This window comes from Dictyoglomus sp. (genome assembly GCF_049968615.1).
Classification (GTDB): domain Bacteria; phylum Dictyoglomota; class Dictyoglomia; order Dictyoglomales; family Dictyoglomaceae; genus Dictyoglomus; species Dictyoglomus turgidum.
The window spans coordinates 1-22679 of record NZ_JBMFQK010000005.1; the positions used below are offsets into that span (position 1 = coordinate 1).

The following is a 22679-nucleotide window of genomic DNA, read 5'->3' on the forward strand; positions in this document are numbered from 1 at the left end:
CTAAAATAATTATTCTTACAGGATACCCTGAATTTGATTATGCCATAAAAGCCATTGAGTTAGGAGTCAATTTTTATATATTAAAGCCTGTGGATCCTGAAATTTTGAAAGAGAAATTAGAAAAGGTTTATCATGAATTAGAGAAAGAAAGAATTTTATATGAAAGTTCAAAGGGAAGGATAATGGAGAGATTTTTGAAAAAGCATTTAGATGTGAAGGAAGATGAGATAAATAATATCTTTTGTCTTGATCTTCCTTGGAATTCTTATCAGGTTGTTTTAGTGGATTGGGAGGATAAAAGTTTAGACAACTTTCTTTTTTAGTTGATAATTTTATAGGCTTTATTATTAAGGACTTTAGTAAAGAGAAAAGAAAGCTCATAAATTTAAGAGATCATCTAAGAAACAAATATAGAGATTATTTTTGCTTTTCCATTGGAGAAAAAGTGTATGATTTTTTGAGCATTTCATCCTCTTTTGAGAAGGCGAAGTCTCTTTTCTCAAGAAGATTTCTATATGAGGAGAAGGGTTTCTTAGTTTATCCTAAAGGAAAGAAAAATTTAAAGCCACATTTAGAATTGGAAAAAATAAATAATGTGGCACTTTGGGTTGAGGTTATTGAGGATCTTGATTTTGTTAAGCTTTGGGAACTTTTGGAGGATAAGATGATAAAACATATGGTTTATGAAGATGAGGAACAAGAGATAAAGTTGAGTTATTTTAACCTTTATGTAGATATAGTTACTCTACTTATCACAAGATACTCACAGTTTAAGGAAAAATCTTTCAAGTATCTTAAGAACAGGATTTTTGAAGAATTTTTTAATAAAAGAACAATAATTGATCTCCATGTTTTTACAAAAGAAATTTTAACTGAGTTAATTAGTGATTTTTCGGAGATTATGGGAAGAAATCCTCTTGTAAAAATTACCGAATATATAGAATCTAATTTTTACAAAGATCTTAAATTGAAAGATGTGGCAAAGGAATTTGGCTATAACCCTTGTTATCTTGGAAAAATCTTTAAAAAGTATACAAAGGAAAAATTTAATACCTATCTTGATAAAGTGAGAATAAATAAGGCAAAGGAGCTTTTAAGAAGGGGTTTGAAAGTCTCAGAGGTGGCAGAGATGGTAGGCTACAAGGATACAGACTATTTTATATGTAAGTTTAAAAAATATACAGGGAAATCTCCCCAGAATTTTAAGGAAAGTATTTAACTTTCTCTTCATCTTCCCCAAATCTTGAAGGTTATAGGGTAATTCAGCTTTTCAAATTCAGGAATTTTTATTTTTAATCCCTCCTCATTTCTTTCAAATTTAAGCTCTCCTTTTAATCCCAAAAGCTCAACCTTTGCTACTTCTTTTTGGTATAAAGTAAGTTCTGTGCTTAGTGATTTTATCACTATCTCATCCTTTTCAGGCTTATTCATGAGAATGGCATAAAGGGTATCTCCTTTTGTAGTAAATCTTAAATCTCTTCCTGTATAGTTAATTTCCTTCTCACTAAAAGATCCCGCATTTCCTTTTGTGGGTCCCTCCCCATAAATTCTCCATGGTCTTGTTCCATAAATTGCTTCTCCATTTTTAAGTAGCCATTCTCCTATCTCAAGAAGAGTTTTTTGAGCTGCTTCTGGTATGGTTCCATCTGCTTTTGGTCCTACATTAAGTAATAAGTTGCCATTTTTACTTACAATGTCTACAAGTTCCCATATTAACTCTTTGGCGGGTTTGTAAATATCATTTTCTACATATCCCCAAGAAATCCTTGATATAGAAGTATCAGTCTGCCAATATATGGGATCAATATCCCCTAATTTCCCTCTTTCCACATCAAAGACTGCACATTCCCTTGGTACTGCATTCAATTTATAGTTAATTACCACACCTTTCCCCCATTCATGGGCTCTATTATAGTAATAAGCAAAAAACTTTTTTAGGTATGGTTCAAAGGCAGGTTGTTCTATCCACCAGTCAAAATATACTACTTGAGGTTGATATTTATCCACTATTTCCAAAAGACGAAGAAGCCAATCTTCTAAAAATTCCTCAGTGGGCTGCATGGGTTCTGGTTGGGCAGGTCCATATAAATCAAAATAATCTTTATCTCTTACATCGGAATCAAATTTCATTCCCTCATGGAAAAACCACCAATGCTCTGCTCTATGATAAGAAATTCCAAAGGTAAGAAAATTTTCTCTCACGGCTTTTGCCAGCTCTCCAATGATATCTCTTTTTGGCCCCATCTTGCTTGCACACCATCTGGTAAAACTACAATCATACATAGCAAAGCCATCATGGTGTTCTGCTACAGGCACCACATATTTAGCGCCTGCTTTTTTAAATAAATCTGCCCATTCATATGGATCAAACCTTTCTGCTTTAAAAAGAGGTATAAAATCTTTATATCCAAATCTTTTGTGCTCTCCGTAAGTTTTTATATGGTGTTCATATTCGGGCGTTCCTTCAATATACATATTTCTTGGATACCACTCATTACTAAAGGCAGGAACCGAATAAACACCATAATGGATGAAAATTCCAAATTTGGCATCCTTGTACCATTCTGGAATTTTATAGTTTTTTAATGACTCCCATGTGGGCCTAAAAGGACCTTCTGGCATTTTGTACCTCATAATATATAAATTTCACCTCACTTTTAAGTTTCTTTATATACCTAAATAATACTACCAAAAAAGCAAATATGGAAAGAATTTTATTAAAATTTTTGGATTTATGTTAAAATTTTAAATGAGGGAAAATTTGTATGAACAGAAGCGATGATTGGTTAAAACAGGCTAAAAGGGATTATGAGAAAGCTCTTCTTGATTATGAACACTCATTTTACGAGTGGGCTTGTTTTGCCTCTCAGCAATCTGCTGAGAAAGCAGTAAAAGCTTTATATTATAAGTTAAATAGAGCTGTAAAAGGACATTCAATAGTAAAGATGCTTGATGGCTTAAAAGAGCTCATAGATGTGAGTGATGAAATTTATCATAGAGCAAGGATTTTGGATAGGTATTATAAGGAAAGTAGGTATCCTAATGGATTTCCTGAAGGAAGTCCTTATGAATTTTTTGATAAAAAAATTGCAGAGGAGGCTCTAAATGCTGCACGAGAAATTATTGGGTTCTGTGAAGATATTATCAGTAGATTATGATGCTTTAATAAATAAATTAAAAGAGATATCCTTTTTCATAAAGGAAAAGAATAGTAAAGTTATTAAGATTATGCTTTTTGGTTCTTTTGCAAGGGGAGATTATACTCCAGAAAGTGATGTGGATATAATGATTATAGTAAAAAATTCTGAAAAACCTTTTCTCTTTCGAGCTGATGAGTTTTTGGATTATTTTAAAGAAGTTCCCTTTGACGTGAATATAATTGTTTATACAAAAGATGAAATTGAAAAGATGGAAAAGGATAACAATATTTTTATTAAAGAGGTTTTAAGCTATGCTGTGGAGCTTGGGTAAAAATTTATCTTAAGTTTTCCTTTAACCAATTTTTGAAATTGTTTAGGTCCTCTTCCACAATGCTCCAATTTTTTGTTATTTTTTCTTTCAACATATTTACTTTTTCTGGAATGATTTCATAGTTATATGCATGCCTGAATATATATCTAAATCCTCGGAGTTCATTTAAAATAATAAAACTTTCCTTTGAGAGTACCTTAGGTCTTATTCCTGGAATTTCTATGGACATTCTTTTTAAAATCTCTTTATGAAAGAAGGATGCATTGTATAGATTGTGTAGGTTATAGGCTAAGTATATGGTTTTTTCTTTCATCTCTGGGTTAATGTTTTGTATTTCTCTGTATATTTTCTTAACTTCTTCCTCTTGAGAAAGGATATATCCTAAAAGAAAGCTTAATCTTTCCTTCTTCATTTTATTCTCAATCCTCTTTCATATATGATTTTTCTAAATTTACAATACTCAATTTCCACAAGATCTATGTTTCTTCCTATGATGTCCTCAAGATCAGAGAATATTTTGAAAAAGTCCTCTTTTAATCCTTCTACTGCTATATCCACATCTGAAAAATCATAAAACATATCCTCTTCTAATATGGAGCCAAAAATGTAAACTTTTTCTACTTTCTTTTCTTGAAAGTATACTTAAGTTTTGGGATTATATCTTCCAGTAATTTTTTTTCTCTTAAGCTCTCTTTCTTCTTTCTCTTTTAAAAGTTTTTCTTCCCAAACTGAGAAGTCAAACATGATTATAGTATAGCATAGTTCACCCCCAAAGCCCCCAATATATACTTTGGGAGACTTTGGGGGAAGAGGGGGGAGGAAGTTTGTATTACAACTCTATAGTAATCTCTTTAATTTTCTTTTCAGGTACAATTTTTATACCTTTTTCGGTTCTTTCTATTTTTCCACCAGTAATGTTTTTAGCCTCATTTATATTGAAGAGTAATATAGAATAGGGTTTTTCAGAATCTTTTTCTACGTTTATCTTTATTATGTTTTTCTCTTTAATAAGATTTACTTTTAAATCTACTTTTCTTTCTTGGTTGTAAACCTCGCAATATATTTTCTTTCCCTCTTGGGGCTCAAATACATATAAGATTACATTATTAGCATAATCATAGTCAGGTTTTTCTTTGTTTTCTCCCATAGGGATAATACTTCCCGGTCTTGCCATAAGGGGTAAGGAGAAATAATCAAACTTTTCTTTATACCATTTTCCTCCATCTTTTTTCTCGCCTGTCAAAAGATTGGTCCAAACTCCTACATTGGGAAGGTAATATTCTACCTCTCCTGTTTCCGAGAATATAGGTGCTACTAATAGGGAGTCTCCTAACATATACTCCCTGTCTAAAAAATGGCATGTAGGATCTTCTTCAAATTCAAGTACCATTGCTCTTAGCATTGGAATTCCCTTTTCAACTGCTTCTATTGCCTTTGCGTATAGATATGGCATAAGATTACATTTTAAGTTTACAAAAAATCTCAACACATCTACTGCTTCTTCATCATACACCCATGGTACTTTATAATCATGATTTCCATGGAGTCTGGAATGGGAAGAAAGAAGTCCAAAGGCAACCCACCTTTTATATAGATCAGGGGTTGCAGAGCTGTCGAATCCTGCTATATCATGACTCCAAAAACCAAATCCACAAAGTCCTAAGGACAATCCTCCTCTTAAGGTTTCTGCCATGGACTCATAAGTAGAGAGACAATCTCCTCCCCAATGTACTGGGAATTTTTGACTTCCTGCTGTAGCAGATCTTGCAAAGACCATGGCATTTTCCTCTCCAAGCTCTTCCTTAAGGGTTTCAAAGACGGTCTTATTGTAGAGGTAGGTATAAAAATTATGCATCTTTTCTGGATCAGATCCATCATAATAGACCACATCTGTAGGAATTCTCTCTCCAAAATCGGTTTTAAATACGTCAACTCCCATTTTTATTAACTTTTTTAGGTAATTTGAGTACCAGGCTCTTGCAGAGGGATTTGTAAAGTCTACGATTCCCATACCAGGTTGCCAGTCATCGGTTTGCCATATACTACCATCAGGCTTTTTCAAAAGATATCCCTTTTCTTTTCCTTCTTCAAAAAGTTTTGATCTTTGGGCAATATATGGATTTATCCATACACAGATTTTTAACCCCTTTTCCTTTAATCTTTTTAACATTTCTTCAGGATTAGGAAATACCCTATCATCCCATTCAAAGTTTACCCAATGATATTCCCTCATCCAGAAGCAATCAAAGTGGAATACATGAAGAGGAATATTTCTTTCTTTCATTCCTTCTATAAAGCTGGTCACTGTTTTTTCGTCATAATTGGTAATAAAAGAGGTGGTAAGCCAAAGACCAAAGGACCAAGAAGGAGGAAGATGGGGTCTTCCTGTAAGAAGGGTATAGTTTTCAAGAACCTCCTTTAAGTTTTCTCCTCCAATTAAAAAATAATTAATTCTTTCTCCAGGAACACTAAATTGTACTCTTTCTACATGTTCTGTAGCAATTTCAAAGGATACCTTCTCAGGATGATTTACAAAAACCCCATAATCTCTATTAGTTACATAAAAAGGAATGTTTTTATATGTCTGATCTGATACTGTGCCTGCGTCTGCATTCCACATCTCTACAGTTTGCCCATTTTTTATAAAAGGACCAAATCTTTCTCCTAGTCCATATACTAATTCTCCTACTCCAAGGTCTAAGCTTTCTATCGTGTAAGTTTTTTTGTTCTCATCTATAGCATATGCCATATGTTTGTGCCCCGAAGAAGTAAGTTTTTTGTCTTTCCAGTAAAAGGTATATTGAAAAGTGCCTTTTTTGTTTATCTTTACCTTTAGGTTTCCTGACTTTAGTATAAGAAAATCCTCCTCATCTAATATCTCAGGCTTATATTTCTTATCCCTATTTATCTCGAATTCTGGTCCTTTTTCTATCACTCCCTTAAAGTGGTATGAGATAACTTCTATGATATTGGGGAAAGGTGAGGAGAAATGAATCTCAAAAAGAGGACCATATAAAGTTTCACCACGGTTTTTAACAAAACTTGAAGGAGCATAAACTACTATTTCCTTTTCTTTAATTTCATAATCCCAAAGAATGCATGGATAATGAATTTTTATTCCCTCTCTTACTCTCCAATGTCCATCGGTAAATTTCATAATTTCCTCCTCCTATTCAAATCTAAACCAGTTTATTTTTAATCCTTTTTCTAAGGCTTGCCATGCAGATTCTATTACCAGATTAGGATCATCGGTGAAGGCGTCAATTCCAGCTTTTAAGGCATAGGCAAGGGTTTCATAGTGATTCTCAAAGGTTTTATGAGAGGTAACTGTTTGGCTAAAGTCTGCTGCATCGGTAACTACGCATCCTTCAAGGCCAAATTTTTCTTTTACCACCTCTTTTACTATAGGATTTATAATACAGGGGATTCCATTTACCGCATTGTATGCTGTCATGATGCATTGGGCTTTGTATTTTTCAATAACCCTTCTAAATACCTCAAGATAGTACTCATACATATTTCTCGGATCTATATTGGCTGAGAATTTATCTCTATCCTTTTCATTGTTATTGGCAAAAAAGTGTTTTGGAGTCATAGCAGTTTTAAGATATACGGGGTCCTCTCCTTGCATACTTTGTATATATGCACCTGCCATCTCTGAGGCAAGAAAAGGATCCTCTCCATAGCATTCCTCTGTTCTTCCCCAACGAGGATCTCTCCCCATGTCTACTGTTGGAGCCCAAAGCATAAGTCCTCCGATTTTACCCCTCATGTAATAATAGGCCCTTGCTTCTTGAGATACGACCTCTCCTATCTTTCTCATAAGATCTCTATCAAAGGAGGAGGAAAGTCCAATAGGCTGAGGAAAAACTGTGGCTTTTCCAAGCCAAGCAACCCCGTGAGCTGCCTCTCCTCCAATATAAAATTCGTGAATGTTAAGTCTTGGAATTTCTGCTTGTCTCGTGGGAAGAAGTTTTATCTTTTCTTCAAGGGTTAAGCGAGATACAAGCTCTTTTACTTTTCCTTCAATGTTCATAAAGTCATGTCCTCCCTTTTTAATATTTTTATTTATGAGATTAATTATATAACCTGAAAATTACTTTTATGAACCACGATATTTTTCTCTTTTAACACGAAATTGGAATGTCTTATAGAGCTGTTTTTTCTCTTTTTTGGAAGAACCTAAAATTTAGGTTGACATAAAAATCGGCGATTATCTGTGAATGGGAATATCATAAAGTTTTTCCCTTATAACTTTCAAGGGTCTAATTTTGTCCTCAACTGGGTATATCATTTTCAAAAAAGTTATAGGGGGTTTTGAATATGAAGATAGATAAAATTTTTTCAAGTCTGGAAATTATGGATCCTCAAACTTTTGATAACATAACCATTTTTCCATTGAAGCTTGAAATTGATAATATGCCTTATTTTATCAATTTAGATTCTGCATTGAAAACAGGGAAATTTCTTATAAAAGAAGTGAATGCTTTTGGAGAGGTACCAGTTTTGAAAGTGATAAATACTCTTTCAGAGCAGGTTTTAATTTTAGATGGAGAAGAGCTTAAAGGCGGAAAACAGAATAGAGTAGTAAATACCTCTATTCTTGTTAAGAAAAATAGCGAACTTACCATTCCAGTAAGTTGTACAGAAGCTCATAGGTGGGATTATACTTCTGAAGGTTTTAAAGATTCTGATGTAATAATTCCTATGGAAATTAGAAAAGAAAAGAATGAAACGGTACTCCAAAATTTAATCTCAAAGGGAGAATTTAGGTCAGATCAAGTTTCAATTTGGAATATGATTGATCTATATAAAAGGGCTTATAATGTGGACTCAGCAACTTCAGCTATGAGAGATATTTACGAAAAAGAAAAAGATAATTTGGAAAATAAGATCAGAAATTTTACATACACTGAGGGACAAAATGGTATTCTCGTATATATTAATGGAGGATTTGAAGGGATGGATATTATTCCCCTTGTTTCTGCTTATAAAAATCTCCATGAAAAACTGATAAGAAGTTATATTTTTAGATATCCCTATAAAAAATATTATGAGGTTAAGGAGGTAAATAAAAGGATATTTGAAGAAATAAGTAAAATTGAGCCTTTAAAATTTAAATCGGTAGGACTTGGATGGGATCTTCTTAAGGAGAATAAATAGAACTACGTATTCCAAGGTCTTTTAAAAATTTCAATTTGGGCTAATTTTAAAGAAAATTCTTTAGAAGAAAAAGATATCTTCTCTATATTTTTAACAGGAAAAGCTCCTGCTACACTTGTAGTTATAAAGCATTCCTCCATATTTTTGATGTCTTCTAATTTTAGGAATGATATATCTACTTGGTAGCCTAAGCTTTTAGCTACTTCAAGAAGATGTTTCCAAAAGCAGTTTCTGTTATTAGTTTCTTTTCATTGAGGAAAAGGCAGGTATCAAACCCCAAGCTTTTAGCTCTTTCTTCTTCTATAACATTAAGCCCCATATTAAATGTTTTGATATAATTAAGAATATTGTGGGAATATTTTCTAATTTTAGATATTTTTATAGCTAAACCCCTATTATACTTTTCCCTATCGTATTTTATTTCTTTTTCTTCTATAATAGGTTCTTTTCCTTTAAAGTGTATTCTTAAAGCTCCAAAAGACAAATTTGTTTTTGTTATATAGTCCCTAAGATACTCTTCGAATTTTTCAAAGGGAAGAGAGAAAGGAAGTTTAAGTGTTTTAAAACCTCGTCTCATTCTATTATAGTGTTCGTATAATAGATGCAATTCCCCATTCTCAAAATATATGGTTTCAAAAGGTACTAAACCAAAGGTGTAAAAATACTCCTCTTTATTCAAAGAAATCATCTCCTCCTGGAAAGGTTGCTTTGATTATATCTTTAAAGCTTACATCTCTCTTTAAAGTTCCATGTATGGTGGATACTAAGTGATATACTGAAGAATATTCTTCAACTTCAAAAAGTTTCTTTACTTCTATGGAGTTAGGAGTGCAAATTTTAGCTAAGTCATTTCTTTCTAAGTCTACAATCATGATAGGAGGTAAAGCTTAAAAGGTTCTATAAATATTTTTTCTTCTATAATATTTCTTCTCATAATCGTAAGAAATTTTTAAGTAAGTTTATTCCCTCCTCTGTTCCTATAGACTCAGGGTGAAACTGAACTCCTTTTTTAGTACAGGCAGCTATTTCTATAATATCATTATTGCTATGATTTTCAAGAATAAGAGAGTGATATTTCACTACTCTAAGAGGATTTTTGATGTTCTTAAAGATCCCTTTTTCATCATGAATTATCTCATCAATTATTCCATGCATTGGTTTTTGAGCCTTTACAAGTTTCAAACCAAAGAATACTCCAATTGCTTGATGTCCTAAGCATACCCCTAAAATTTTTTTGCTGCTTTTGAAACAATCTATTATCTCAAAAAGTATATTGTCATCGGTGGGTCTCCCAGGACCTGGAGAAAGCACTATATAATACTTATCTCGTCTCTATTTTTTACAATGGTTTTCACTAATCAAGATATTTGATATTATAAGTATAAGTTTTGGTTTAGAAAAGAGGTGAGATTAATGGAAGTTTTTGTAGAAAGACTTCTTGATAAAGGGTATATTGATGATGAGGAATTCTTTGTCATAGTTACAGAAGTGGATTACAAAGATGAAATCCCACTTCCTAAGGGTATGTTTAAATTTCAGCCAGAATTTCTCTTAAATATTATTGAGGATGCAGTGGGACAAAATCCTGATTTGATTCTTAAGGTGTATAGAGCTTTAGAGGAAAAGAACCTATATAAATTTAATGCTGTCTTTTATAGAAGTATTAACATTGTGGGTTATGATATTAAAGTCAAAGGTCAAGAATTTTCAGAAGAAGAGGCAAAAAGCTTAGGGTTAAGTAGTGATCAGCATAATCAGATTACAGGGAAAATAGAGGAATATGTTGAAATTTTGAAAGAAAAGCTCACTGAGTATTTTTTTGAGTTTTATAAAGAAGAAACCGAGGAATTTGTATTTGGAGAAGAGTATATAATTGATCTTTTAGATGATGAGGATGAAGAGGATGATTCGGAGGATTACAATGAATGAAACTTAGCATGCCCTCTTCCAAAGTATATGTTTATTTTAATATTATACTGTTTAGCTAATTCTAATAAATTTTCTTTTACAAGGGAATAAAAATTATTAAAATTTTCCTTATTGAAGAGTATTTCCTTCATTCTTGGAAGAAGGTTAGGATAATGTTGGGACATTAACCTTTCTATCTCGGAAAATGTTCCGCCCCGGGTATTAAAACTTTCTGTGTAGATTTCTTCTATACCAAGAACTTTAAAGGTTTTTATAAGTTCTTCCGCATCAGAAAAGAATGGCCAAAAAGGTCCCATCATCACATATACTTTTATATTTTCCTGTTTTAGTCTTTCTATAGTATATATTCTCCTCTCTATGGAGGGAGAGTTTGGCTCTACAACCCTTTTCCAGTCCTCATCAAGGGTATTCAAAGTTATATTTACATCAATATTTTTAAATTTTTTAATGAGGTCAATGTCTCTTAAGACAAGATCAGATTTTGTTAATATACTAAGAGGATAAGGATATTCTGAAAGTATTTCAAGGATTTTTCTTGTAATCTCATATTTTTCTTCTAATGGCTGATAAGGGTCAGTTACAGTTCCTATATTTATATTACCGTTTTTGTATTTTTCTCTCTTTATTTCCTTTTTAAGGACTTCAGGCATATTTACCCTTATATCTACAAACTCTCCCCATCCTTCTGTATGTTTTGTGAATCTTTTCATAAATCTTGCATAGCAATAAAGACATCCATGAGCACATCCTACATAGGGATTTATTGCCCATCCTCCACTGGGAAATCCACATTTTGATATTGCAGTTTTGCAAGTTATTTCTTTAATAACCATTTATTCCCCTTCCCTCATGGTTCTATTATATCAGAGGTTAGCATTCTTTTAAAAGCATAGAAAACTGATCTTTTTCAAAATCTCTTCATAATGCTCCATATCATCCATATGGTAAAGCTCTAAAACATAGTTCCTTAAAACAGAATAAAGAGGTCTTGGAGCTGGTTGGTTAAAGTTTTCAGGGGTGAGCTTGATTATCTTATCTTTAGGTAAGTTAAAAATTTCGGCTACTTTCCAGGCGAAATCATACCTTGTGATAATTCCCTTATTTACAATGTGATATGTGCCATATAATTTTGTAAAAGAGAGTTCTTTTACCTTTCTTACTAAATCGCCAGCATAGGTGCAGGAGGCAAAATGGTAGTTTGATAAATAAATCTCTTTCCCTTCTTTTAAGCTCCGATAGATTTGAGTAAAAGCATTGTTTCCATATTCTCCAAATACGTAAGAAGTCCTTATAATAAAATATTTTTCACAAAATTCTTTTACAAAAAGTTCTCCTTGTAGTTTTGTTCTTCCATAAACGTTTATAGGATTAGGAGTATCAAATTCTGTATATGGCGAGTTCTTATCTCCTGAAAATACATAATCGGTACTTATGTAAATTAAGGGTATATCAAGAATAGAGCAAGCTATAGCAATATGCTTTGTACCCAGTGCATTTACTTTCCAAGCTAAATCTGGATCCCTTTCACATATGTCAGGAGATCTTATAGCTGCAGGGTGAATCACTAAGTCAGGCTTAAGTTCTATTATTTTTTCTATAGTATTTTTATCTTCTATGTTTATATCTTTATGGGTCAAAGGGATCACATCATGATCTTGAAATTCCTTTACAAAATATTGTCCTAAAAAACCTCCTGCACCTGTAATTAATACTTTCATATTAAATTCTTTCCCATCCTATCTTTTCTAAGCTTTTTATTTTCTCCTCCTCGTCCCCTAATAGGATTATGAAATGGTTTCCTATAGGATTTTGTAAGAAAGAATCATCTTTTATCTTTGCTGTAATTTGAGTTCTACACATGTTTTCTTCAAAGGGCTTTTTAACTACCTCTCCTGTAAATAGTGTAAATTTTTTGTTTCTTCCTATTCTCAGGATGGTAATCTTTTCAGAATTTATGTATCCTTCTATGCCTACACTACTTAAGGTTTCAAAGTGAGTATTTAGGTTGAAATACTCTGGAATATTAATTGCTATGGTACAATGGGCAAAGGTATATTCGTTATTTTCTATTCTGGCAAGGTTTGCCATGAAAGGAGTTTTATTGGTTAGCTTGTAAGCAAAAAGCATGGTAGCAAGGGCTTCTGTATCTCCTTCGCAACTTGCAATAATTCCTTCAGCATTTAAGAGAGATAGGGCAAGGCATCCTGTAATTTTTAAATTTATAGCCAAGTCAAAACACCTTACTGTGATAGCATAAAGATTATATTTATCTATGATTTTCTTTAAAGAGGTATAAACTTTTGTTGCTTTTAAAAGTTCTTCTTTTGATATTTTTTTATCCTTTGAAAGTTCCCATATTTTATCGGAAAGGGTAGGATCCTCTTTAAGATTTTCTTCTACTTCTTTTAATGATATTTCCACGGGTTCTAATCCGAGCTCTTTTAATACATCATAATTTCCGCTTTTTATTAACCAATCGCTGGGCTTTCCTATAATCCCTACTTTTTTATTTTTTAACTCATCCATGACTCTTAATACATTCATTATGTTTTCGTCAGGTTTTGTGATTAAAATGGTCTTTATACCTTTTTCCTTGGCATAGGCTTGAACTTCTAAGCTTGCAGCAAGACCATTTGCTATGCCAAAGGGTATGATAAAAAGTCCATCTTTTAAATATTTCAAGGCTTCTTCTTCAGTTCCTCCAGTAAGAAGAATTATGGCATCAGGATCTTCACTCTCCTCTAAATTTAAATATCTTCCTAAATATTCTTTTGCTTCTTTAAGTTTTTCATCTACTTTATACGCTATGGGACTTAAAAGAAATTTTACTTTCATAGTTTATTCTCCTTTACAGAATTTTTTAACATATTCTGCCATTTGTCTTCCAAGCATTCTACATGCTTTTTGTTCTGCCTCCTTGGGATATCCCACAGAGACTGCCCCATAATGGGCAGTAACTCCTGGTGCAGAATAATCAGGAAGTCCAAAAACTAAATAACCATAATTCATAAGGACGGTTAATATAGAATATAAAGTGGCTTCATTTCCACCTCCTAGGCCTCCTGAAGATGAAAAAGCAGCCCCAATTTTTCCCTTTACCTTACCCCAGGCAACACTAACACTCTCGTCAAAAAACTTTTTCAGTTTCCAAGTAAGGGTACCACAATATGCAGGAGATCCTACAATAATGCCATCAAAGTTTAAAAGATCTTCAGGAATAGCATCATCTACATGTTTTATTACCACCTCTACTTCTTGTACACCTTTTGCTACCTCTTCTGCCATCTTTTTTGTATTCCCTGTTGCACTGTCGTATAAAATTAGCACCTTTGCCATGAAATCCCTCCCTTTTTGCATTTTGTCAGCTTAATATACTTTATTCTATCTTGAAAAGTTAGCAAGGACAATAGTTTAAATTCTACATAAGACGAAAAGCTCACTACTAATAATTCCTGAGTGTGGAAATCCAAGCATAGAGGTATATTATGAAACTGTAAAAAATTTAGCTATAAAAGATTTTGTTCCTGAGACTAAATGGTTTCTATGCACAAATCCAATCTGTAGAGTAGTATATTTTTCAGATAAAGATATTATTAATAAAGAGAATAAAGAAAATATTCCAGTATGCTACTTTGTAGGTATAACATATAAAGAATTATCTTGGTAAAACCAATAGTGGTATGTGTAGATATAAAAATCCCACGGGAAGGTGTTGTGCTAAGAGACTACTTTGATACAAATATAGAAACCCTTGCAAGGGTTTACGCAATTTTAATTTTTATTTTATCTCACATAAGAATCCTTTTCTTTGCTTATTTGAAATTTTTGGAACACTCTTCCCTTTCTCTTAAAAATCCTTTAAATCCCACATAGTTCAGATCAAACTTGTCCATCTCTTTGCCCTCCTATTCTTATTCCTTAAAAGTTTCATACAGTCTACCAATAGAATGAACTATATAACCTCTTACTTCTTCCCCTAAAGCCCATTCCTCAATAACTACATATCCCAGTCCTCCAGATGCATGCACTACTTTGAAATGTCCCTCTATAGTTGGTTCAATAAATAGCCCACAATGACATACTATCCCATCTTTATTTCTTACAAAAACAATGTCGCCTGCTCTTGCTTGTTCGAGGGGGATAGGAATTGTGTTTTCTGAAAAGAGCGCTTCTACAGTTGCATCGTTATAAATTTTTCCTTGATTTTTGAATAAAAGATTAGGACATACTTGCTGGTAGCCCCATACAACTAACCCTGAACAATCAAATCCTATGTCAGGACTTTGAGCCCCTAAAACATAAGGTTTCCCAACTTGACTTATTGCATACTCTACTGCTTTTTGCCCTTCTTCAGGCGTAATTTCCCTTGTGTAATATGAAATGCTACATCCTGAACCCCAAATTAAGCTAAGACAAAATAACATAATCAGGAACTTTATTTTCATCTTCTATCACTTCTCCTGTTTAAATCCCCCTTTATATTTTCTTTTTATTTTAACTCTAAAACTATCTCTTAGCGTATGCTTTTATCATATAGAGGGGTTAGGTCAACTTCTGGCCCTCAAATTTTTAAGGCAAAAATTTTTTAGGAAGGGTATTATTAGAAGTTTAATTGTTATCTTGAGTAATAAGTGAAAGCGTAACTATAAGTTGGGTTTTCTGATTTGTAATAAATTTGGTGATAATTATTGCTTAATTCAATCCAATCCCAGATATCGTCCCAGTTGGTGTAATAAGGTTGCCACTGTATAACTTTGTAGGGTTGATTGTTATAGGGGCATATTAGAGGTTCTGGAAAATACTGAGGATTATATAATACATAAGTAGAAAAAGACCAAGCATCAATGGGATATTGTTTGTTTTTTAAGTAGTACATCTCTAAAGCTTCTTTTACAAGTCTCATATTAGAGAGGTGAGCATTTCTTTTGGCTTGATTTATAGTTTCAAAATATAGAGGTATAGCAATGGCTATTAATATGGTTAATATGCCTATAACTACTAAAAGCTCTAATAATGAAAAACCCTTTCTACCCATATCCAATTATTAAATTTATATTAATTTTTAATCTGTTTAAATTATATCATAGTATGATTAAATATAAAATACCTTCTAAGATTATTTATTAAGAGGTGGAAAAATGAAGGAAAATTTGAATTTTCCATATTTTATGCCAACTAAAATATGGTTTGGACCTGAAAGCTTAGAAAAGTTAAGGGAAGAGAAACTTCCTGGAAAAAAAGCACTTATAGTTATCTCTGCTGGAGGTTCAATGAAAAAACTTGGTTATCTTGATAGGCTTATAGATATCTTAAAAAGTAGAAGGGTTGAATATGTAGTTTTTGACAAAATTCTTCCTAATCCTATTAAGAAGCATGTAATGGAGGGAGCCCAGATTGCAAGAGAAGAAGAGTGTGACTTTGTTATTGGGCTTGGTGGAGGAAGCAGTATTGATTCAGCAAAAAGTATCGCATTAATGGTAAAAAATGATGGAGATTATTGGGATTATATTGTAGGAGGCACAGGAAAAGGTAAAAAACCTGAGAAAGGTGCGCTACCAATTGTAGCTATAACTACCACAGCAGGGACAGGAACGGAAGCAGATCCTTGGACTGTAATAACCAATGAGGAAACTAATGAAAAGATTGGATATGGAAATGAGTATACTTTTCCCACTTTATCCATTGTAGATCCAGAACTTATGTTAAGTGTTCCTCCTCATCTTACTGCCTATCAAGGATTTGATGCCTTTTTCCATGCAGTAGAGGGATATATTGCAAATATTGCTAATCCTGTAAGTGATCTTTATGCTTTAAAAAGTGTAGAGTTAATTGCTAAATATTTGCCAATTTGTGTTAAAAATGGTAATGATCTTATTGCGAGAACTTATGTGGCTCTTGCCAATACTCTTTCAGGATTTGTTGAGAGTACATCAAGCTGTACTTCGGAACATTCCATGGAGCATGCTCTTTCTGCTTTTCATCCAGAACTTCCCCATGGAGCTGGTTTGATTATGCTTTCTGAGGCTTACCATACATTTTTTGCTTCTAAGATTCCTGATAGATATATTCAACTTGCTAAAGTAATGGGATTAGACGTAGATTCTCTCCCTGAAGAAGAAAAACCTTATGCTTTTATTAAAGCATTGAAGAAGCTACAAGAAGAGTGTGGAGTAGCAAATTTAAGGATGTCTGATTATGGTATAAAAGAAGATGAGATTGAAAAATTAGCTCAAAATGCTATAGAGACTATGGGAGGACTTTTTGAAATGGATAGATATAAACTAAGTTTTGATGAGGTAGTGGAAATATTGAGAAAAGCATATAAGTAAATTGTGGTTTGTGGGCTCTCTCCAAAAGGAGAGAGCCTTTTTTATTTATGGTATAATACTTTCAAATGAGAGGGGTATTGTATTTTTTATCCTGGCTAATAGGGTGGGTATACTACAAGAGTCTGAGATTTCTAAAGAAAGAAGGGGAAATTTCAGGGGAATATAAAGTTTCGGTGATAATACCAGCGAGGAATGAAGAGAAGAATTTAGATAAGCTTCTATATTTACTACAAAAGCAAACCTATAAACCCTATGAAGTGATAGTAGTGAATGACAATTCCGAAGATAATACGGAAGAAGTAGCAAAAAGGTACGGAGTGAAAGTAGTGTCTTTATATGAAGATCCACCAGAAGGTTGGGTAGGGAAGAACTGGGCAATATGGAATGGATATCTGGAGTCAAGGGGAGAGATTTTATTATTTTTAGATGCAGATGTAGAGCCGAGGGAAGAATTTATAGAGGTAATGTTGAGTAATTATGAGAGGTACGGTGGGTTAATTTCCTGTTGGCCATATCAGAGATTTGAAAAATTTTATGAGCATTTGAACTTTATTTTTAACATTGGCGCTGTTATTACTATGTGTGCCATTAAAAAAGAGGGAGCCTTTGGTCCCTCTATGATGATTTCAAGGGAGGATTATGAGAAGGTAGGGGGACATAAGGAAGTTAGGGACAAAGTGGTGGAAGATCTTCATTTTGGGAACCTTTGTATAAAGAAAGGGGTTCCAGTAAACAATTTTTTAGGTGGGGAATATATAAAATTCAGAATGTATCCTAAGGGGTTGAGAGATCTTATTGAAGGTTTTTCCAAAAATTCTTCTCAGGGAGTAGTCTCTTTAAGTTTTACCAAGTTTTTATATCTTTTGATGTGGTTTTATGGAGTTTTTGGAAGTTTTGCTTTTGAAAATCTCATAAATCTTTGCTATCTTTTATTCTCTTTTCAGCTCTATATAATCTCTCGTAGATTAGGAGATTACAGTATTGTAGATTCTATAATATATCCTATTCATTTTATGTTTTTTATAACAGTTTTGTTATATTCTACTTTTAAGACTTTTCTATTTAAATCAGTATCGTGGAAGGGGAGAAAAATAAATGTGGGATAAAATTCTAATTATCCTTCTCCAATTTCTCTCAGGTTCAGTTATGTACTCTTATTTTATTGCAAAACTTTTGAATATAGATTTAAGAAAGGTGAGGGATGGAAATCCAGGAGCCTATAATTTATGGATTTCTACTAACTGGAAGATAGGTTTGATTGGGGCACTTCTTGATTATTTGAAAGGTATTTATCCCCTTCTTTGGTTTGTAAGGTATAAAGATATAAAAGATAAATGGCTTATTACTATTTCTGCCCTTGCTGGAATATTCGGACATGTGTTTTCTCCTTTTATGGAGGGAAAAGGAGGAAAAGGAGTTGCGGTTTCCTTTGGAGCCTGGACGGTAGTTACAGGGCTTGAAGGACCTTTATTTTTAGGTCTCTCCATGTTTATATTCAACCTTGCTAAAATGCGAGGTGCAACGCCAGAGGAGGATGCCTTAAAGGTCTTTTATGGATTTTTGTGTTTAGTGCCTTACGTGATTTATAAAGTTTTTACTGGACACCTCTATATACTTATTCTTTATCTTGGAAATTTTGGAATAATAGCATATTCTCATAGGAATGAGCTTTTAAAGGTTTTTGCAAATGCATAAAGAAGGCAAGTTTTGTAGTTTTGGTTATTCCTGTTTAATTTTAAGAGATATATATTTGAGGAGAGTTTAAGGATATATGTGGATTATAATTGACTTTATGGTATAATTTTCTCAAATGAGAATTATCTTATTTTTAATCTTTTGGCTAATAGGGTGGGTATACTACAAGAGTCTGAGATTTCTAAAGAAAGAAGGGGAAATTTCAGGGGAATATAAAGTTTCGGTGATAATACCAGCGAGGAATGAAGAGAAGAATTTAGATAAGCTTCTATATTTACTACAAAAGCAAACCTATAAACCCTATGAAGTGATAGTAGTGAATGACAATTCCGAAGATAATACGGAAGAAGTAGCAAAAAGGTACGGAGTGAAAGTAGTGTCTTTATATGAAGATCCACCAGAAGGTTGGGTAGGGAAGAACTGGGCAATATGGAATGGATATCTGGAGTCAAGGGGAGAGATTTTATTATTTTTAGATGCAGATGTAGAGCCGAGGGAAGAATTTATAGAGGTAATGTTGAGTAATTATGAGAGGTACGGTGGGTTAATTTCCTGTTGGCCATATCAGAGATTTGAAAAATTTTATGAGCATTTGAACTTTATTTTTAACATTGGCGCTGTTATTACTATGTGTGCCATTAAGAAAGAGGGAGCCTTTGGTCCCTCTATGATGATTTCAAGGGAGTATTATGAGAAGGTAGGGGGACATAAGGAAGTTAGGGACAAAGTGGTGGAAGATCTTCATTTTGGGAACCTTTGTATAAAGAAAGGGGTTCCAGTAAACAATTTTTTAGGTGGGGAATATATAAAATTCAGAATGTATCCTAAGGGGTTGAGAGATCTTATTGAAGGGTTTACTAAGAACATTGCAAAGGGTGCATTTTCTATTAGTCTATTAAATTTTTTACTAGTTTTTCTATATATAACAGGGGTTTATGGAAGTATTTTTTATTTTAGGAGTACAGTTTTAAATTTTTTATATGCTCTTTATGCTACTCAACTTTTTGCAATACAAAGAAGACTTGGAGATTATAAATGGTATGATGCTTTCTTTTATCCTTTGCATTTTTTATTTTTCCTTTCCATTTTTTTATATTCCATTATTAGAATATTTTTTGTAAAAACGGTAATATGGAAGGGGAGGAAAATTCGTGTGGGTTAATTTAGGAGTAATATTATTACAATTTCTTTCTGGCTCTATTATGTATTCTTATATCATAGCAAGGATTTTAAAAGTGGATCTTTCAAAAATAAGGGATGGGAATCCTGGAGCCTCTAATTTGTGGAGAGCAGTAGGCTGGAAATATGGGATTTTAGCACTCTTTCTTGATTATCTTAAGGGAGCTCTTCCCCTTGCAATTTTTGTATCCTTAGGAATAGTAAAAGATAATTTTGTCATTTCTTTAGCTGCCCTTTCAGGGGTTTTAGGACATGCTTTTTCTCCCATCTTGAGGTTTAAGGGAGGAAAGGCGGTGGCGGTTTCCTTTGGAGCATGGTCTGTACTTACTAAGTGGGAGGCACCTATGCTTCTTGGAACTATTTTTACCATATTTACTATTATTAAACCCAAGGGTACTACTGTTCAAGAGGATGCTTTTAGGGTAATTCTTGGTTATTTATTTCTTTTGCCCTATATAATTTACAAATCTTTCCATGGAGATTTTCATCTTCTTATTTTTTACGATGGAAATTTTGCTGTTATCTTATATAAGCACTATAAGGATTTATGGGGATATTTAAGAGGGCAATCCTGATATAGGTTAAAGTATCAGGACTGCCTAAAATTTTATTCTAAGCTAATCTTTAAATTTACAGGATTTCTTATAATGTCAGATACGGGACATCTTCTTTCTACTTCCTTCATTAGCTCCTCAATTCTTTCTCTTTCAACTGGAGAGATAATTTTAACCTTTGCTCTTACCTCTTGATATCCTGCTCTAACACTTGGATCTCCCATAAATCCTCTTGGATCTAAGTCTCCTTCAGTTTCAATTTCAATACTTTCTAAGGGTATATTTTTCTCTCTTGCTACTACTGGTATTACAATTCCAAGGCAACCAATTAATGCGGCAAGTACAACTTCAACAGGGTTTGGAGCGGTATCCTCTCCACCAAGAGATGGAGGCTCATCCATATTAATTGTGAACTTATTTCTAATATTTACCTCAACCTTAAGATTGCCTTTCCATTCTCCCTTTGCCTTAAAGGTTACTAAGTTTGCCATTTCCTAACCTCCTTGTTATATTTTTTATTCTTAACAGTTAATTATATAATTTAATACCAAAAAAGTAAAGATTACAAAAATCCACTTTATAAGCTTTTGGTTTATTGATATAATAAAAATATATGGTAAGGGATAAAATGAGGGGTCTCACATTTATAGAGATTTTAATAACTGTTTTTATCCTTGGAATAATTGTTATTGGCTTAGTAAGCATTTTATCAAACTCAATAGATCTTTTCTTACTCAAATCTGAGGAGAGAGAAGTTATTTCAAATCTAAATACCGCAATGGATAGGCTTACCAGGGATATAAGACAGGGAAGAAGAGTGTTATCCTTGAGTTCTACTTCCTTTTCCATTGAACTCAGTACAGGAGTGACGCATACTTACTCTTTAATAACAGGGGCTGATGGTAAAAGTTATTTGGGAGTTGATGGGCAGATTCTTGCAGGACCAATAAGTAGCATCACTTTTACAGGGATGAAGGATGACTTTACTTATACTACTGCTCCTAGCGATATAAGGATAATAGCTTTTACTATAACTATGACCGATGGAAGGAATATGGCAAGTACTGTGGCACTAAGGGCAGAGATGCCAAGGGTAACAGGTGAGGTTGTGATTACAGAGATAATGTATTATCCTCCTTCTAAAGATAAAAATAGCAATAATGTTGGAACTTCTAATTCTCAATTTGTGGTTATATATAACAATTCAAATACCCCTGTTGATCTTAGAGGATGGAGTATAAATGGTAATCAGTTTACCACCTTGGTAAGTGGTACTTGGACATTATATCCTGGAAAGTCAGCTGTTATTGGGTCATCGGGATCAAATCTTATTGATACTTATTATTTTCCTTTACCTTACTATGCTTCTTATATAAAAACTTCAAGCGGTGGTTTGGGATTAAATGGAAACCCTCTTAGTTCTAATTCGGATACTGTGGTACTTCGTAACAATTTTAATAGAGTAGTAGATCAAATCAGTTATTCTTCTACTTGGGGTGGATATCCTAAGAGTACTTCAGGGCGATATAGGGATTTTTACTCCTTGGTAAGGAAATCTTTAAATGCTCCCTCTCAAGATCCGAATAATTGGGGTGATTCTCAAAATTTAAATTTTGTGATTAATCAGGGAAACGTTGACTATGTAGCTTATTGTTTGCTTCCCAAACTTGTAATCACAGAAGTCATGTATTTACCTTGTCCTTATGTGATTTTGGGCTGGTCAAATTCAAATCAGAATGAACGGGAATATATTGAAATTCATAATCCCACCTATTCAAGCATTGATTTAACTATAGATTGGTCTAAGAATAATTTTTATTCTGTTTATACAAATTCAAATCCTATCTATTCTTCAACAAAATGGATCCTTAATCCTGGAGAGTATGCTGTTGTAAGTAGTTCTGCAGCAAATATAAAAAGTTACTACGGTTTATCAGAAAGTATTATCTACATGAAAACAAATTCACCATCCTTAGCTAGTCCTACATATACTAATCTACCTGATACTTCCTTTACTATTACTCTTTTACAAAGAAATCAAAGCTTTAATCCTCCTAATGGTACAAATAGTTATACTATTGATTATTTCTATTACTCCCCATCCTTAGGTGGATTTCCTTATACTTCTACTTATTTAGATAGGTATTATTCTATTGAAATTAAGAATTTAGGCTTACTTGGTCTATTTAGGAGAGAAGATAATTATGTTCGGAATGTTGCCTCTTCTATTAGTCTTTGTTATACTGTTTTTATTCAATGGGAGAATAATAATCAAGGTAAGAGATATGAAGTGTATTGTAGTCCTGGTTCTAAAAATTCGATCTCTCCTTAAGTATCTTTCTTTTTTTGCTTTAAAAGG

Annotated in this window: 24 protein-coding genes and 5 pseudogenes; 13 read left to right on the forward strand and 16 right to left on the reverse strand. The window is 33.1% G+C overall.

The genetic code is table 11. The annotated features are described in order from the left end of the window. A pseudogene (locus ACP5QL_RS04920) lies at nucleotides 1–323 on the forward strand (response regulator transcription factor); the annotation flags it as partial. Between the two features lie 122 nt (nucleotides 324–445). Next, complete coding sequence (locus ACP5QL_RS04925) at nucleotides 446–1219, forward strand: helix-turn-helix transcriptional regulator (RefSeq protein WP_428125778.1); 774 nt, start codon at nucleotides 446–448, stop codon at nucleotides 1217–1219. An 8-nt stretch (nucleotides 1220–1227) separates the two neighbouring features. On the opposite strand, the gene ACP5QL_RS04930 is transcribed toward ACP5QL_RS04925, so the two are convergent. After that, nucleotides 1228–2622, reverse strand: a complete 1395-nt coding sequence (locus tag ACP5QL_RS04930) for an alpha-L-fucosidase (protein ID WP_272995015.1) — start codon at nucleotides 2620–2622, stop codon at nucleotides 1228–1230. A 143-nt stretch (nucleotides 2623–2765) separates the two neighbouring features. Between ACP5QL_RS04930 and ACP5QL_RS04935 the strand changes: the two genes are divergently transcribed. Beyond that, entirely contained in the window at nucleotides 2766–3158 is a 393-nt protein-coding gene (locus tag ACP5QL_RS04935; protein WP_012582722.1) for a HEPN domain-containing protein, read from the forward strand. Then, nucleotides 3106–3471 carry a nucleotidyltransferase domain-containing protein gene (locus tag ACP5QL_RS04940; protein ID WP_012582723.1) on the forward strand — a complete coding sequence of 122 codons (366 nt, stop codon included), beginning with the start codon at nucleotides 3106–3108 and terminating at the stop codon, nucleotides 3469–3471. Before ACP5QL_RS04935 ends, ACP5QL_RS04940 begins: the two co-directional genes overlap by 53 nt. 4 nt (nucleotides 3472–3475) lie before the next feature. Here ACP5QL_RS04940 and ACP5QL_RS04945 read toward each other — a convergent pair whose 3' ends face one another. The 4 genes and pseudogenes from ACP5QL_RS04945 to ACP5QL_RS04960 form a co-directional block, all read right to left on the reverse strand. After that, complete coding sequence (locus ACP5QL_RS04945) at nucleotides 3476–3883, reverse strand: hypothetical protein (RefSeq protein ID WP_012582724.1); 408 nt, start codon at nucleotides 3881–3883, stop codon at nucleotides 3476–3478. Then, a pseudogene (locus ACP5QL_RS04950) lies at nucleotides 3880–4095 on the reverse strand (nucleotidyltransferase family protein); the annotation flags it as partial. The pseudogene ACP5QL_RS04950 and the gene ACP5QL_RS04945, both read right to left, overlap by 4 nt. Before the next feature lie 205 nt (nucleotides 4096–4300). Then, nucleotides 4301–6628 (reverse strand): alpha-xylosidase, encoded by a 2328-nt coding sequence (yicI, locus tag ACP5QL_RS04955; RefSeq protein WP_012582725.1) that lies wholly within the window; start codon nucleotides 6626–6628, stop codon nucleotides 4301–4303. A 12-nt stretch (nucleotides 6629–6640) separates the two neighbouring features. Beyond that, nucleotides 6641–7507, reverse strand: a complete 867-nt coding sequence (locus ACP5QL_RS04960) for a glycoside hydrolase family 3 protein (protein WP_428125783.1) — start codon at nucleotides 7505–7507, stop codon at nucleotides 6641–6643. A 287-nt stretch (nucleotides 7508–7794) separates the two neighbouring features. Here ACP5QL_RS04960 and ACP5QL_RS04965 point away from each other — a divergent pair, with 287 nt between their 5' ends. Continuing rightward, the gene (locus ACP5QL_RS04965; RefSeq protein ID WP_272995026.1) at nucleotides 7795–8634 is read left to right on the forward strand and encodes an ARPP-1 family domain-containing protein; all 840 of its coding nucleotides are present in this window, start codon (nucleotides 7795–7797) and stop codon (nucleotides 8632–8634) included. Nucleotides 8635–8636: 2 nt separating this feature from the next. On the opposite strand, the gene ACP5QL_RS04970 is transcribed toward ACP5QL_RS04965, so the two are convergent. The 4 genes and pseudogenes from ACP5QL_RS04970 to ACP5QL_RS04985 form a co-directional block, all read right to left on the reverse strand. Next, entirely contained in the window at nucleotides 8637–8774 is a 138-nt protein-coding gene (locus tag ACP5QL_RS04970) for a hypothetical protein (protein WP_242603788.1), read from the reverse strand. Nucleotides 8775–8777: 3 nt separating this feature from the next. Beyond that, nucleotides 8778–9322, reverse strand: a pseudogene (locus tag ACP5QL_RS04975) (aminotransferase class IV); the annotation flags it as partial. A gap of 1 nt (nucleotide 9323) precedes the next feature. Continuing rightward, a pseudogene (locus tag ACP5QL_RS04980) lies at nucleotides 9324–9509 on the reverse strand (chorismate-binding protein); the annotation flags it as partial. 55 nt (nucleotides 9510–9564) lie between these two features. Further along, a pseudogene (locus tag ACP5QL_RS04985) lies at nucleotides 9565–9951 on the reverse strand (anthranilate synthase component II); the annotation flags it as partial. 96 nt (nucleotides 9952–10047) lie between these two features. Here ACP5QL_RS04985 and ACP5QL_RS04990 point away from each other — a divergent pair. After that, nucleotides 10048–10563, forward strand: a complete 516-nt coding sequence (locus ACP5QL_RS04990) for a hypothetical protein (protein WP_012582728.1) — start codon at nucleotides 10048–10050, stop codon at nucleotides 10561–10563. Here ACP5QL_RS04990 and ACP5QL_RS04995 read toward each other — a convergent pair. The 4 genes from ACP5QL_RS04995 to ACP5QL_RS05010 are packed head-to-tail and all read right to left on the reverse strand — an operon-like array spanning nucleotide 10551 to nucleotide 13899. Then, nucleotides 10551–11396: a radical SAM protein gene (locus ACP5QL_RS04995; RefSeq protein WP_272995033.1), complete on the reverse strand. Its 846-nt coding sequence runs from the start codon at nucleotides 11394–11396 to the stop codon at nucleotides 10551–10553. The genes ACP5QL_RS04990 and ACP5QL_RS04995 overlap by 13 nt on opposite strands. A gap of 48 nt (nucleotides 11397–11444) precedes the next feature. Then, the gene (rfbD, locus tag ACP5QL_RS05000) at nucleotides 11445–12281 is read right to left on the reverse strand and encodes a dTDP-4-dehydrorhamnose reductase (RefSeq protein ID WP_272995034.1); all 837 of its coding nucleotides are present in this window, start codon (nucleotides 12279–12281) and stop codon (nucleotides 11445–11447) included. 1 nt (nucleotide 12282) lies between these two features. Continuing rightward, entirely contained in the window at nucleotides 12283–13398 is a 1116-nt protein-coding gene (locus ACP5QL_RS05005) for a hypothetical protein (protein WP_012582731.1), read from the reverse strand. Between the two features lie 3 nt (nucleotides 13399–13401). Next, nucleotides 13402–13899 carry a flavodoxin family protein gene (locus ACP5QL_RS05010; protein WP_428125790.1) on the reverse strand — a complete coding sequence of 166 codons (498 nt, stop codon included), beginning with the start codon at nucleotides 13897–13899 and terminating at the stop codon, nucleotides 13402–13404. A gap of 112 nt (nucleotides 13900–14011) precedes the next feature. Between ACP5QL_RS05010 and ACP5QL_RS05015 the strand changes: the two genes are divergently transcribed. Then, nucleotides 14012–14230 carry a hypothetical protein gene (locus tag ACP5QL_RS05015; RefSeq protein ID WP_353745325.1) on the forward strand — a complete coding sequence of 73 codons (219 nt, stop codon included), beginning with the start codon at nucleotides 14012–14014 and terminating at the stop codon, nucleotides 14228–14230. 244 nt (nucleotides 14231–14474) lie between these two features. Here ACP5QL_RS05015 and ACP5QL_RS05020 read toward each other — a convergent pair whose 3' ends face one another. Together ACP5QL_RS05020 and ACP5QL_RS05025 are read right to left on the reverse strand one after the other, a co-directional pair. Then, nucleotides 14475–15008 carry a C40 family peptidase gene (locus ACP5QL_RS05020; RefSeq protein WP_164930964.1) on the reverse strand — a complete coding sequence of 178 codons (534 nt, stop codon included), beginning with the start codon at nucleotides 15006–15008 and terminating at the stop codon, nucleotides 14475–14477. 170 nt (nucleotides 15009–15178) lie between these two features. Continuing rightward, entirely contained in the window at nucleotides 15179–15598 is a 420-nt protein-coding gene (locus ACP5QL_RS05025) for a type II secretion system protein (RefSeq protein ID WP_428125793.1), read from the reverse strand. A 103-nt stretch (nucleotides 15599–15701) separates the two neighbouring features. Here ACP5QL_RS05025 and ACP5QL_RS05030 point away from each other — a divergent pair, with 103 nt between their 5' ends. The 5 genes from ACP5QL_RS05030 (at nucleotide 15702) to ACP5QL_RS05050 (ending at nucleotide 20341) form a co-directional block, all read left to right on the forward strand. Further along, nucleotides 15702–16892 (forward strand): iron-containing alcohol dehydrogenase, encoded by a 1191-nt coding sequence (locus tag ACP5QL_RS05030; RefSeq protein ID WP_428125795.1) that lies wholly within the window; start codon nucleotides 15702–15704, stop codon nucleotides 16890–16892. A 77-nt stretch (nucleotides 16893–16969) separates the two neighbouring features. Continuing rightward, entirely contained in the window at nucleotides 16970–17998 is a 1029-nt protein-coding gene (locus ACP5QL_RS05035) for a glycosyltransferase (protein ID WP_428125798.1), read from the forward strand. Beyond that, nucleotides 17988–18587 (forward strand): glycerol-3-phosphate acyltransferase, encoded by a 600-nt coding sequence (locus ACP5QL_RS05040; protein ID WP_012582735.1) that lies wholly within the window; start codon nucleotides 17988–17990, stop codon nucleotides 18585–18587. Before ACP5QL_RS05035 ends, ACP5QL_RS05040 begins: the two co-directional genes overlap by 11 nt. Nucleotides 18588–18702: 115 nt before the next feature. Next, nucleotides 18703–19749: a glycosyltransferase gene (locus ACP5QL_RS05045; RefSeq protein WP_428125802.1), complete on the forward strand. Its 1047-nt coding sequence runs from the start codon at nucleotides 18703–18705 to the stop codon at nucleotides 19747–19749. Then, nucleotides 19739–20341, forward strand: a complete 603-nt coding sequence (locus tag ACP5QL_RS05050) for a glycerol-3-phosphate acyltransferase (RefSeq protein WP_012582737.1) — start codon at nucleotides 19739–19741, stop codon at nucleotides 20339–20341. Before ACP5QL_RS05045 ends, ACP5QL_RS05050 begins: the two co-directional genes overlap by 11 nt. A 32-nt stretch (nucleotides 20342–20373) precedes the next feature. Here ACP5QL_RS05050 and ACP5QL_RS05055 read toward each other — a convergent pair whose 3' ends face one another. After that, nucleotides 20374–20811 carry an OsmC family protein gene (locus tag ACP5QL_RS05055; RefSeq protein WP_012582738.1) on the reverse strand — a complete coding sequence of 146 codons (438 nt, stop codon included), beginning with the start codon at nucleotides 20809–20811 and terminating at the stop codon, nucleotides 20374–20376. A gap of 137 nt (nucleotides 20812–20948) precedes the next feature. Between ACP5QL_RS05055 and ACP5QL_RS05060 the strand changes: the two genes are divergently transcribed. Next, nucleotides 20949–22652 carry a lamin tail domain-containing protein gene (locus ACP5QL_RS05060; RefSeq protein WP_428125807.1) on the forward strand — a complete coding sequence of 568 codons (1704 nt, stop codon included), beginning with the start codon at nucleotides 20949–20951 and terminating at the stop codon, nucleotides 22650–22652. Nucleotides 22653–22679 lie beyond the last annotated feature (27 nt).